The organism is Clostridium sp. Marseille-P2415 (assembly GCF_900155545.1).
GTDB lineage: Bacteria > Bacillota > Clostridia > Lachnospirales > Lachnospiraceae > Lacrimispora.
In genome coordinates this window covers 3,548,892-3,561,739 of record NZ_LT732526.1, presented here as the reverse complement: position 1 = coordinate 3,561,739, position 12,848 = coordinate 3,548,892, and the positions used below count along the sequence as shown (strand labels likewise).

Sequence of the window (12,848 nt, the reverse complement as noted above, 5' to 3'; positions counted from 1 at the left end):
GGAATTGTTTATGCAGTATACCATAGATAGGATCGGAGAAGAAATTGTGATCTGCGAGGATGAACATGGCGGCAGAATAAAGCTGAAGGCCGCAGAGCTTCCTGAGGGTGCAAAGGAAGGAGATATCCTTAAAAAAGCGTCCGGGGAGTGGCTGCTGGACGAAGAGGAGACCATGAGGCGCAGGCAGAAGATGCGTGAGAAACTGAAAAGGCTGATAGAATAAAGGATTAAATTATGAAAAATTACATTGTACTGGACCTGGAATGGAACCAGAGCGCTGGCGGAAAGGAGGAGGCGGTAGAGCATTTTCCCTTTGAAATCATAGAGATCGGGGCGGTCAGGCTCAATGAATCCATGGAAGAAGTAGAAGAATTCAGACGGCTCATTAAGCCCCGGGTTTATCCGGAGCTTCATGAAAAGATATTAGAAGTGACTCATATGGATAAGAGGACCCTGATGGAAGAGGGAATGGACTTTGAGGAAGCCATGAAGGAATTCCTTTTGTGGTGCAAAGAGGAAGCCGTGTTCTGCACCTGGGGTTCCATGGACTTGACCGAGCTTCAGAGGAATATGACTTTTTACGGGATTCCGATTCCATTTCCAAAGCCATTTCTGTACTATGATGTGCAAAAGCTTTACAGCCTGCATTATGGGGACGGCAAAGAAAGGCAGTCCCTTGACATTGCAGTATCAGAACAAAAAATTATGGAACAAAGGCCCTTTCACAGGGCCCTTGATGACGCTCATTATACCGGGCGTATCTTGAATAAAATGGATTTTGAGAAGGTAAAGCCATACTGGTCAACAGACTATTACCGCCTGCCGGAGAGTAAGGAGGAAGAGGTATATCTGGTGTTCCCGGAGTATTCCAAATACATCTCAAGGCCGTTTGAATCAAAGCAGGATGCCATTGCGGATAAAACGGTTACAGACTTAATCTGCTGTAAGTGCAACCGGATGCTCCGCAAGAAAATCAGATGGTTTTCCGTAAACCAGAAATTCTACACTGCCCTGGGATGCTGCCCGGAACATGGGAATGTGAAGGGGAAAATCCGTATGAGGCGGAGCGATGACGGCCAAATCTACGTGGTTAAGACCATGAGGCTGGTGGGGGATGAAGACATCGGTGAAATATACGAAAAAAAGGAAGAGGCCAGGAATAAGCGGGTGGAGAAAACCAGGATCCGAAAGCAGAATAAAAAGAAGGGGGTTCCCCCCCTTTCTTAAATTTCGCTTTCCATCATCCGGTAGCCTACGCCGATTTCCGTAAAGATATATTTGGGCTCCGCCGGATTGGATTCTATTTTTCTTCGGATATGTGCCATATTAACGCGGAGAATCTGGTTGTTGTTGTCCGCAAAAGGCCCCCAGATATGGCTGATGATAAAATCATAGGTCAGGACCTTTCCGGAGTTTTCTGCAAGAAGGGATACCAGTTTATATTCGATCTGGGTCAGATGGATCTTATTTCCCCCCAGTGTGACCATACGTTTGTTAAAATCAATGAATAAGTCCCCGCTTTGGTATGGCGTCTGTACCACAGAGCCGCAGGCGGTGCTGACCGTGGGTTTTCCGTGGCGCAGGGCTGTACGGATTCTTGCCAGAAGCTCACTGGTACCGAATGGCTTGGTTATATAATCATCAGCGCCGAAATCAAGGGCGGCCACCTTTTCCTGCTCCTGGGTCCTGGCGGAGATGACAATGATCGGAATGGCAGTCCAGCTTCTCACACTTTTTATGATATCGATTCCGTCCAGATCCGGAAGCCCCAGGTCTAATAGGATTACGTCCGGGCAGATGGAATTGATGAGAGCCAGGCCATCCCTGCCGTTTCTGGCGGTATTCACCTTATAATCATGCCTTTCCAATGCGCTTTCGATAAAGTTGCAGATATTCTTTTCATCCTCAATCATTACGATCGTAAACTTACTCATAAGTATCCTCCCCTAATGGTAATGTAAATGTAAAAACTGCGCCGTGTTCCTCATTGGCGGCCGTAATGCTTCCGTCATGAGCAGCCACTATGGTTTTGCAGATGGACAGGCCGATTCCCATTCCCTTATGGGAATCACCGCTGCTGTTGGGTGATGAGGTATAACCGTCAAATAAAGTAACCAGCCGTTCCGGTGAAATTCCCACACCCTGATCCCGCACCTCGAACCAGGCGTATCCGCCGCGTACGTAAATAGACAGGCTGATCGGCTCCGTTGAGTTGGAATGATAAACGGCATTTTCCAGAAGATTGATGATAACCTGTTCGATCAGAGTGGCATCCATGGGAACCATGACCAGTTCATCCGGTACGGTTACATGAACGATGGATTGGGGAAGCCGTTTGTGAAAGCGATCTATGGCTTCGGAAGCCACTTCCTCCAGGGGCTCCAATTGCTTGGTGACCTGAGCGCCGGTATCCCGTATCCTGGTGACACTTAATAAGTTTTCCACCATGTTTAAGAGCCAGTTGGCATCTTCCCGGATGTTGGAAACCAGGTTGGTTTTCTCTGTATCCGGCATGCAGCCGGAATTCTCTAAGTATGCGCTGCTGGCACCGATGATCCCGGTTAAGGGAGTCCGAAGGTCGTGGGAAATAGCCCGCAGAAGATTTGCACGCATGGTTTCCTTCTCTGCTTCCATTAACAGCTTTTCCCGTTCGTTGAGAATGCGGCTCTGTTCCTTTAAATGAGTGGTTGTAGCACTTGTGATGGAGGAAATGATGAGCAGTGCAATAAAGGTAATGGGATATCCCTCCATCGTAAAATTAAACGCCATATACGGGTAAGTAAATACAAAGTTTACGCAGATCACACTGATAAAGGAGGCAATAACTCCCGGAACGTAGCCGTTGGAATAGCGGGAGATCAGAACAACCGCCATCATGTAGACGATTCCCACATTATTGGTATATCCTCCCAGAAACAGCATCATGTAGGATCCGATGGTCGCGAGAAGCAGACAAGTTAAGGTAATTATGATATTCCGCAACAATTCTTTTTTTGACATCTTCCTGTGTTTTTCCATGTGATTTCCTTCTTACCTATCGGAATTTTAACCGGCTCCCGCGCCGTCCTTTCCGTTTTGAGGAATAGGCACTTCGCTTTTGCTCCAGGATGGAATTGAATTCATCTGCTGAAATACCGGAATCCTGGAGGCGTTTCATGCGTTGTTCCCGGCGGATAAGAAAATCCTGTTCATCCTTGTGCTTTTTGTATATCAGGAAGGATCCTGTCCCTCCGATCACTGCGATGGCTCCGACGCTTCCCAGGATCAGCCAGGCGGCTAACGGTATTTCAAACGGTTTCAGCGCCTTTTCCCGGTAATCTTCCGATACGGAGGCACTTGGCGGTTCCTTACCGGCTGAGCGGTCAGGGGAACCTTTGGCGGCTATCTCTTTTGCCGATGCATCCACTGCATCTGCGGATTCAGAAAAAGCTTCGGCTTCCGAGCCGGAAGCGGTTTCCGGAAACAAAGCGCCGTTCACCTCTAAAAAGGTGCAGCCCACCACGCGGTCATTGTAACGGTAGTTGATCTTTGCGATGGCACCTTGAGGGTCTCCGGATGAAATATCATAGCTGAGTTCTGCGGCAGCATCGGAAAAATCCGCTGTCTTGGGCAGGATGATCCGGCTGTCAGGGTCCAGGATCAGGGCCTCCGGCCTGGTAATGGAAAGTCCGCTGAAATTTAAATCACTGGTAATGGAACTGTAGGTTTTCTCATAGTCCGCTGCCTTTAAGGAAACAAAATTTTCGAAACCGAAATCAAGAAGGTTTTTGGTGTCCGTCCAATACTGGGGGGTGGATCCCTTTAAGATGATGGTAATCAGCTTCATGCCGTTTTTTTCCGCGCAGGTCACCAGGGTGTTGCCGGCCAGTGTGGTATAACCTGTTTTACCGCCGACGATGCCCGGATAATAGTAGGGGCTGCTCTTTTTTAACATCTTGTGTCCCGGATAGATGGAAAGCCCTTCCTGGTTAATGGAATTAGGCGGAAGCTTATAATAAGTTGTGGAATCAATCTCTTCAAAGATGGGATTGTTAAATGCTGCCCGGGCTATGAGGGCCATGTCATAGGGGGAAGTATAGTGCTCCGGGTTATTAAGGCCGCTTGGATTGGCAAAATGGGTATTGGTGCATCCAAGCTCCTTTGCACGGGCGTTCATCATGTCTGCAAAGGCTTCGGTGCTTCCGGCCACATGTTCCGCAAGGGCATTGGCCGATTCATTGGCTGATTTAAGCAGCAGAGCATAGAGACAGTCCTTGACTGACAGCTCGTCCCCCTCGTTGATTCCGGCATTGCTGCTGCCGGATTCCACGTTAAATACGGCGTTATGGGAAAATGTCACGGTCTCATCCAGACTGCAGTTCTCGATTACCAGAAGTGCGGTCATGACTTTGGTAATGCTGGCCGGAAAATATTGATTGTGTATATTCTGGCCCCAAAGAACGGTTCCTGTGTCCGCGTCCATCAGTATGGCTCCCTGGGCCTGGACTGATACATTGGCCGGCCATTCTGCAGCGGCCAGGGCAGTCCCGGCAAAGGAGGAGACAAATAGAAGCAGACACAGGAAAAATATAGAAATCCTTTTCGTAAATTGAGTCATATTGAGTAATCTCTCCGTATATTTGATTCAGTTTCAAATAATAGTCCAATCTACAGTATAGGTTATTTGTTGTAACAAGTAAAGATTATTTACAATTTTTCCCGTATTTGTGCATAATAAAAAAACAGATGGCGAAGATAAGCAGGACGCAGAAAAAGTAGATAAATCCTATGAGAAACACGGTATCGCGGAAGAAACCTTCCGGTACGATATTGATCAGCATGTCGGTTGCCGGGTCCAATATCCATAAGTCATTTTTAAAAAACATATGATGGAACATTATGAAATATCTGGTAAAATCCGTTGAAATGATAAGTGCTATGCTTGCGGCCGCAGCGAAAAAAAGTCCGGTCCCCGCACAGACTGCCCGCGGAAAGGTTCTCTTAATATCGGCCTTTAATAAAAGAAGCAGGATGAGACATAAGGCCATGACCATGAGGCAGGCCCTGCGTATGGAAAGGGCACTTATAAACAGTCCGCGGACATCCTCCATGTGGGCGATTTCGCGCTCATTAAAAAATTCCCGGTTTACGCCCCCCATGGTGGTTTCCACGTGGAGATCGTCTCTCTTTCCGCGAAGGTAAGCCATCATCTGGCCGGTGACGTCAAGTAAATCATCCATTGTCATGGATACGGCTTCGGTTACATTATATTTGGCGTATTCCTTTTCGAAATACCCGGGGATCCAGTAAACAGCCGCCTCGACAGAGGTGAATAAAAGAGCGGTCATAAGGGAGACGGCAAAAATGATTCCGGTGGTATATTGCAGGATTCGGTTCATGGGTTTCCTCCTTGATATAATTAATGTTTGGTTGCCGTAGGCAGATTCCAGCAAAAACGGGTTGCCAAAAGGCGGATCAAAATCACAGAGCAGGCGCCGGTCAGCATGGCGAGATTTCCGTTTATGTGCTCCATGAGCCCGGCATAGAGAATGGCGCCTGCAATGGAAGCGCAGGCATAAATATGTTTTCTGAGCACATAAGGGGTCTGTCCGGCCATGATGTCCCGCAGGATGCCGCCGCCGACCCCGGTGATGACGCCTAAAAAGATGATGAGGAAATGATATTCTCCATAGCCGGAAAGCACTGCGGTATCGATCCCGACTACAGTGAATGCGCCAAGGCCTATGGCATCAAATATGTTCATAACCTTTTCGTAGGTTTCCATGGAGCGTCCGGTCAGAATTCTCTGGTTCATCCTCACGATGACAAATAAAAGCATAACCGTTATAAAGGCCAGTGATACATAGACCGGGTCTTTAAAAAGGGCAGGAGGCACGTTCCCAATAATGATATCCCTCAGCATACCGCCGCCTACCGCAGTGGTGACCCCCAAAACAACAACTCCGAGAAGGTCCAGCTGTTTTTTGATGGCAACCATGGCTCCGGAAGAGGCAAACGCTATGGTGCCGATTGCTTCTACAAAGAAAAATAAGGAAAGATCTGTTTTCATCAACAACCTCCGATTCATTCCCATTAGGGAAATTAAGGAAAGTATAAGTTTTGGAGGGGCTTTTGTCAATATGCCGGAGACGTATAAAAATACAGCAAACTTCATGGCTGAAAAAAATTAACTTGCTTTTTTTCTTAAAATTATATATTATATTGAAAAAGTTCAAAAGTGAACGATTGGAAATTCTTAGCAGTAATAGAGAGGAGATGACGCAGGCTTACGAAGCCCAGTTGGGATGGCAGTGTGTTTTTAAGCCGGAGGACTTCCAAAAAAGCAGTGGAACTTGATAATTTGATTTCAGAAAGAGGTGTTTTTATGATCAATCAGAAAGAATTTATGAAAAATATGGAAGAGTGGTCCGATATCTGTTTAAATGATGAAAAAATTGACTTAGAATCCTACGAAAAGTTTGATGTGAAACGGGGACTCCGGGATAAAAGCGGCAACGGTGTTGTGGCGGGTCTGACCAAGGTTTCAAAGATTTTATCAAACAAAATCGTAGATGGGGAAAAGGTTCCGTGTGAAGGCCAGTTGTTTTATCGGGGCTATAATATATATGATCTGGTAAACGGAGTGGTAAGGGAGGGGCGTTTTGGGTTTGAAGAAATTGCCTATCTTCTCCTTTTTGGGGATCTGCCGGATAAAAGCCAATTGGAACGTTTTACCCAGACTCTGGGCTACAGCCGGACTCTGCCTACTAATTTCGTAAGGGATGTGGTCATGAAGGCACCCAGCCACGATATGATGTCCTGTCTCGCCAGAAGCATCCTGACCCTGTCCTCTTATGATGAGAAAGCCAGCGATATTTCCGTACCCAATGTACTTCGCCAGAGCCTGATGTTAATCAGTGTCATGCCTATGCTGGCAGTATATGGATACCACTCCTTTAACCATTATGAGCGGGGTGGAAGCATGTATATCCACCGGCCGGATGAGAAGCTGTCTACGGCGGAAAATATCTTAAGGCTTTTAAGGCCGGATATGAAGTATTCCAAGGTGGAGGCCCACGTTCTGGATCTGGCACTGATCCTCCATATGGAGCACGGCGGCGGAAACAACTCCACCTTTACGACTCACGTGGTCACCTCCTCCGGCACGGATACTTACAGCGTGGTGGCTGCAGCACTTGCCTCTTTAAAGGGACCCAAGCATGGCGGAGCCAACATCAAGGTTGTGGAAATGATGGAGGATTTAAGAAACGAAGTTCATGACTGGGGAGATGAGGAGGAAGTGGAGAAATACTTAAGAAAGCTTCTTAATAAAGAAGCTTTCGACCGGAAAGGCCTTATTTACGGCATGGGACATGCGGTTTATTCCAAATCCGACCCCCGCGCGGAAATCTTCAAAGGCTTTGTAAAGCAGCTTTCGGAGGAAAAGGGGCGCATGGAAGATTTCAATCTTTATTCCATGATCGAGCGTCTGGCTCCTAAGGTCATTGCGGATGAAAGAAAGATTTATAAAGGCGTAAGCGCCAACGTGGACTTTTACAGCGGCTTTGTATACAGCATGCTGGACATTCCCAATGAGCTGTTCACCCCGATTTTTGCCATCGCCAGGATCGTGGGATGGAGCGCACACCGCATTGAAGAGCTGATCAACATGGACAAGATTATTCGTCCGGCCTATGTCAGTGTAATGCAGGAAGAGGAATATAAGCCGCTTAAAGACAGATAAAAAAATTTTTTATGAGGTATCCGGGTGATTTATCAATAAGATAAATCACCCTATTTTTATTTTAGAGGAAGATGTTACTGATGTGACAGTGCGTCAGCGCTTGAGTCTGACAAGTCAGACTCTTTCTAGTATAATAAAATAGTTCTAAAATCTCTTTTTAAGTATAGCGTATTCTTAACAAAAACAGTTAAACTATACAATATAATCTTGCTGACAGTAATAATATATGGTAAAAGTGTAGTGAACAAATGGGGGGAATTATTTTTGAATGAAAGGTGTCAAGAAAGCGTTTCCCTAAAAGGAGGTCTATATGAGGAAAAAGATCAGTTTACTTCTGTGTGGAATCATGATTGTTTTGGCGCTTGGAGGGTGCGCATCGGGATCCGGAACAGACGGACAGCCGGCTGATACGGCAGACATGAAAGGATCGGAGGATTCTTTCGGACCTGTGGAAATCAGCATCTGGCATGATGGGGATGAGGCCATCATGAATGCGTTGCAGACAAGAATAAATGGCACGTTATCATCTGAGAAAATAACCGTTACATTTGTAAAAAAGCCAGGTCTTGCAGATCAGATCAAGCTGTATGGCAATGATGAAGCGAACGGTCCGGATATGTATTTCTCTGCACATGATTCCCTGGGTATCTATGCGGAAATGGGAATCTTGTCTCCTGTTACGGATTTTATAAGTGAAGATGCCATGCAGGATATGCTTGCAATGACTGTAAACGGGTGTACATACAAAGATACCAGGTATCTGCTTCCTGTTTATTTTGAAACCCTCCTCTTTCTGTATAATAAAGATTTATGGAAGGGGGACGTGCCGGATACCACGGATGGGCTGTATGAATACATGAAAGCGAATACGGATATAAACGCCGGATTCTATGGAATGGTGAACCAGCATTCAACAGCTTACAATGTGGCGCCTTTTATTAATGGATTTGGCGGCTGCATCATTGATACCGAAGGAAATCCGGGGTTAGATAAACAGGAAACAAAGGATGCGATCCTGTATAATAAGAAATTTGCAGAATTACAGGCAGATGGAGATTACAACACAGTAACCACATTATTTAATGAAGGGAAAGCGGCAGCCATTATAGGAGGGCCGTGGCTGATGCCAGGAATAAAAGCGGCTGGAATTCATTTGGGATTCAAATCTTTATTGAGCTTTCGCCTGCCGAACGGAAATTCTCTGATGCCCTATGCCGGTATACAGGGCGCAGGAGTTTTTAAACATGCCGCCAGGGACAAAAAAGATGCGATTGCCAAAGTCCTTACGGTGATGGCCAGCCCTGAAACAGGAGTAGAACTGGCGGAGAATTTTAACTGTGCCCCTGCCAATGAAAAAGCCTATGAAGATCCTGAGGTAGCAGCAAATGAAATGGCTGCCGCTATGAAAGAGACGGCGCAGAATGCAGTCCCTGCACCGAATATCCCGCAGATCAGCGTGATGTGGTCACCTGCCGAATCTTTGCTGGCTGCTGTGAATAAGTCAGATGAAGATGTAAACAAGGCTGCCGGACGCTATCAGAAAGAAGCACTGGCTGCGGTCGCGAATATGCAGTAAAGATATTTCGGCCTGATTGAAATAAGAGGAGAGAGTAATGCACAATAAAATGAAAATCCGGCCCTGGATCTATACTTTTCCGGCTATGCTCATAATCGGGGCCATTATCGTTTTCCCCATAGCCTATACAGGGTATATATCAGTTACGAATATGAATTTATACCATTGGGACAATTATAAGATCATTGGCCTTAACAATTACTTCCGGGCATTAGTTAAGGTGGATTCCGGCTTTCTGACGGCACTTTTAACAACGGTGATCTGGACCGTCCTTAACATGGTGATACAGGTTGCCGCGGCATTTTTAATAGCACTGTTATTAAATGTAAAAGGATTGAAGTATTCCAGAGTATACAAGACCCTTCTCATGTTTCCCTGGGCAATGCCAGCCTATATATCCATTCTTTTATGGCGAGTCGGCATTTATAATACGGAATTTGGCTTATTGAATAAAGTGCTGGTTTATTTAGGGTTTGGGAAGTTAAATTACTTATCAAACAATATACCGGCATTTCTATCCTGCATGGTGTTGAATTTATGGATGGCAATGCCTTTTATGATCATGATGATGGACGGAGCGATGCAGAGCATTGACGGGAGCTATTATGAAAGCGCAAGGCTTGATGGGGCCGGATGCTTAAAACAGATACAATACATTACCATACCGGCTATAAAGCCCATTCTTACCCCGGCTGTTATCATGACTGCTTTTACTACCTTTAAGCAGTTTGATATCTTTTATTTGCTGACCATGCAAAAAGGTGCTCTGACCGGTGCCACCCTGCAGACGATCATAACTTATGCCCATCAGAATGCATTCGTGTCCAATAATTACGGTTTATCTTCAGCGGTCTCTATTATTATTTTTGGATTTATTATACTTTTTTCTGTTTTTATAAATCGTGAAATCGGGGAGGAGGAAGGATGAAAATAAAAAAATCATTAAAGCTGATTCTGGTTAACATCATATTGGCAGGCTTGTGCTTTGCTGTTTTGATTCCGGTTCTGTACGCGCTGGCCTTGTCGGTCAACGGTACAGGAAGCGTATTCTCCGGTGATTTCTTTTTGATCCCTTCAAAAGTATCCTTGAGCAACTATAGCTGGATCCTGTTTCAGGAGCCGTTTTTATTGTGGTTTAAAAATTCTCTGATATTGAGCCTGGGAACCATGATACTTGCTATGGGGACGGCCATAACAGCTTCCTATGCATTTTCCAGATTCCGTTTCAGAGGAAGAAAAGCGGTCCTGTATCTGCTGATCCTGCTGAATGCCTTCCCGCAGATATTATCCATGTTCGCCATATTCCGGCTGTTCAAAGCCCTTGACCTGATGGATTCAGGAATCGGCCTGATCATAATCTATGCAGGGTCCATGTGTATTTTCGGTATCTGGAACATGAAAGGGTATTTTGACACCATACCCATAGAATTTGAAGAAGCCTCAAAAATTGACGGAGCCAGCGACATCCAGCTGCTGTTTCGGATCATCCTGCCCCTTGCCAGGCCGGCCATTATAGTTACCGCAGTCATGATCCTGATTTTTGTCTGGAATGAATATTTATTTTCCACGACGTTTTTAATGAATAAGAACAGCTATTCTTTGGCGGGAGGTCTGTATCTGCTCCAGTCCAATGATTACAGCCGGAACTGGCCTGTGTTTTCTGCGGCTGCCATATTGGTTTCTGTTCCTATTCTGATTATATTTTACCGTATTCAGAAATATATGATATCCGGTTTGACGGCCGGAGGAGTTAAGGGTTGACGAAAAGGAGAAAAATTATGGACAGATGTGCGGTACTGCATATACCTCTATCCCAATATGCATTTGCAAATACGGAAAAAGGAATGACGATCCGGATCCGGGTGAAAAAAAAGGATCTGGTTTCCTGTACTCTTTATTATGGAGACCGGGCTTGCAGAAAAATACCCATGGAATTTACTGAAGTTCCCATGAAGGCAACAGCGGAAGATGATTTATTTGAATATTATGAGGCGGTATTTGAAACCCCATTTAACCGGGTATGTTATTATTTTAAGCTGAATGACGGGAAGGAATGGGTTTATTATTATGGAGATAAGTTTACCAGGGAATTGCCGGGTATTACAATCAATCATAAATATATGGAAGGACGAAGTGAATATTATCAGTATCCGGTTATTTTAAGGGAAGAAGTGGCGGATGTTCCTGAGTGGTTTAAAAATGCTGTGGTATATAATATTTTTCCGGACAGCTTTGCCGGGGGAAGGAAATTTATATCCGGTGCAGAACAGGAAAAAGTATTGGAAGATAATCATATATGCCATTCCCGGCTTGGAGGTACGATTAACGGAATCAGGGAAAACCTGGATTACATACAGGGCCTTGGGTTTGACTGTATATATCTGAATCCGATTTTTGCGGCAGGGGAATCTCATAAGTATGATGTTCTGGACTATTACCATATTGATCCCTGCTTTGGAACCAATGAAGATTTCAGACGGCTGGTTGATGAGATCCATGAAAAGGGAATGCATATTATCTTGGATGGGGTATTTAACCATTGCAGCTGGAAATTTTTTGCTTTTGAGGATGTGGTAAAAAATGGAGAGAAGTCGTTATACAAAGATTGGTTTTATGAGTTGAATTTCCCTGTTATCCGCCCGGAAAATGAGGATATAAAGCCGGATTATGCCTGCTTTGCCTACGAAAGAAAGATGCCGAAGTTTAATACTTCCAATCAGAAGGTACAGGAATATTTTACCGGAGTATGCCGCTACTGGATCAGAGAGTATCACATAGACGGCTGGCGGCTGGATGTAGCCAATGAAGCGGCCAGGAGCTTCTGGAGGGCTTTCCGGCAGGCTGCCAAAGAAGAAAATCCCGAAAGCGTATTGATCGGAGAGGTATGGGAAAATGCCGAAACCTGGCTGAAAGGGGATATCTTTGATTCCACGATGAATTATGAATTCAGAAACCTTTGCAGGGATTTTTTCGCTCTGGGCAAAATAGAAGCCGGGACATTTTCCTTTCGTATGAACCAGATGCTTCTAAGGTATCCGGATAATTTAAGAGACGGACAGTTAAATCTTCTGGACAGCCATGATGTACCCAGATTCCTTTCCGTTTGCGGGGATGATGAAAGGCGTTTCCGGTTATCGGTTCTGTTCTTAATGCTTTCCCCAGGCGTACCGAGCCTGTTTTATGGGGATGAAATGGGGATAAAGGGAATAGAGGAGCGGGAATACAGAAGCCCCATGGAATGGGGAAGTGCCAATGAAAGCCTGAGATCATTTGTGACCCAGGTGATAAAATTAAGAAAAGATTATATTGATTATCATTCAAGATATAGTTACTGTCCCGCGGAAAGCGGCAGCCGCCTTTTTGGATTTATGAGGAAAGGAGAAAAGGGAAACATCCTGGTTTATTTAAATGCAGGGGAAAAGGAAGAAAATTTACCGGTCACAGAAAAGTACCGGATATTCATGGAGGATGGTATAGAAGCGGGCAGGATTAAGGCCTGGGGATATGGGGTATATTCATTTTAAGATAATGAGGGGCGGGATGATAAAG

The 12,848-nt window shown here is 45.3% G+C and carries 12 protein-coding genes; 7 read left to right on the top strand and 5 right to left on the bottom strand.

Features of this window, described 5'->3' with window-relative positions:
* The first annotated feature begins 10 nt into the window (after nucleotides 1-10).
* Entirely contained in the window at nucleotides 11-223 is a 213-nt protein-coding gene (locus tag BQ9856_RS21280; RefSeq protein ID WP_159442058.1) for a DUF3006 domain-containing protein, read from the top strand.
* 11 nt (nucleotides 224-234) lie between these two features.
* A complete protein-coding gene (locus BQ9856_RS21275; protein WP_077612797.1) occupies nucleotides 235-1,227 on the top strand; it encodes a 3'-5' exonuclease in 993 nt (330 codons plus the stop codon).
* On the opposite strand, the gene BQ9856_RS21270 is transcribed toward BQ9856_RS21275, so the two are convergent.
* From BQ9856_RS21270 to BQ9856_RS21250, 5 genes are all read right to left on the bottom strand, one after another.
* Complete coding sequence (locus BQ9856_RS21270; protein ID WP_077612796.1) at nucleotides 1,224-1,934, bottom strand: response regulator; 711 nt, start codon at nucleotides 1,932-1,934, stop codon at nucleotides 1,224-1,226. The two genes, BQ9856_RS21275 and BQ9856_RS21270, sit on opposite strands and share 4 nt — an antisense overlap.
* A complete protein-coding gene (locus tag BQ9856_RS21265) occupies nucleotides 1,927-3,018 on the bottom strand; it encodes a sensor histidine kinase (RefSeq protein WP_077612795.1) in 1,092 nt (363 codons plus the stop codon). Before BQ9856_RS21265 ends, BQ9856_RS21270 begins: the two co-directional genes overlap by 8 nt.
* A gap of 16 nt (nucleotides 3,019-3,034) precedes the next feature.
* Nucleotides 3,035-4,597 (bottom strand): D-alanyl-D-alanine carboxypeptidase family protein, encoded by a 1,563-nt coding sequence (locus BQ9856_RS21260; RefSeq protein WP_077612794.1) that lies wholly within the window; start codon nucleotides 4,595-4,597, stop codon nucleotides 3,035-3,037.
* An 85-nt stretch (nucleotides 4,598-4,682) separates the two neighbouring features.
* Nucleotides 4,683-5,378 (bottom strand): TIGR01906 family membrane protein, encoded by a 696-nt coding sequence (locus tag BQ9856_RS21255; protein ID WP_077612793.1) that lies wholly within the window; start codon nucleotides 5,376-5,378, stop codon nucleotides 4,683-4,685.
* Nucleotides 5,379-5,398: 20 nt separating this feature from the next.
* Nucleotides 5,399-6,049 carry a trimeric intracellular cation channel family protein gene (locus BQ9856_RS21250; protein WP_077612792.1) on the bottom strand — a complete coding sequence of 217 codons (651 nt, stop codon included), beginning with the start codon at nucleotides 6,047-6,049 and terminating at the stop codon, nucleotides 5,399-5,401.
* Between the two features lie 315 nt (nucleotides 6,050-6,364).
* Between BQ9856_RS21250 and BQ9856_RS21240 the strand changes: the two genes are divergently transcribed.
* From BQ9856_RS21240 to BQ9856_RS21220, 5 genes are all read left to right on the top strand, one after another.
* Entirely contained in the window at nucleotides 6,365-7,723 is a 1,359-nt protein-coding gene (locus tag BQ9856_RS21240; protein WP_077612790.1) for a citrate/2-methylcitrate synthase, read from the top strand.
* A 310-nt stretch (nucleotides 7,724-8,033) separates the two neighbouring features.
* Nucleotides 8,034-9,299: an extracellular solute-binding protein gene (locus BQ9856_RS21235; RefSeq protein WP_077612789.1), complete on the top strand. Its 1,266-nt coding sequence runs from the start codon at nucleotides 8,034-8,036 to the stop codon at nucleotides 9,297-9,299.
* 37 nt (nucleotides 9,300-9,336) lie between these two features.
* Nucleotides 9,337-10,227, top strand: a complete 891-nt coding sequence (locus BQ9856_RS21230; RefSeq protein WP_077612788.1) for a carbohydrate ABC transporter permease — start codon at nucleotides 9,337-9,339, stop codon at nucleotides 10,225-10,227.
* On the top strand, nucleotides 10,224-11,060 hold the full coding sequence (locus tag BQ9856_RS21225; protein WP_077612787.1) for a sugar ABC transporter permease: 837 nt from the start codon (nucleotides 10,224-10,226) through the stop codon (nucleotides 11,058-11,060). Before BQ9856_RS21230 ends, BQ9856_RS21225 begins: the two co-directional genes overlap by 4 nt.
* A gap of 17 nt (nucleotides 11,061-11,077) precedes the next feature.
* Complete coding sequence (locus BQ9856_RS21220) at nucleotides 11,078-12,823, top strand: glycoside hydrolase family 13 protein (RefSeq protein ID WP_077612786.1); 1,746 nt, start codon at nucleotides 11,078-11,080, stop codon at nucleotides 12,821-12,823.
* Nucleotides 12,824-12,848: the final 25 nt, after the last annotated feature.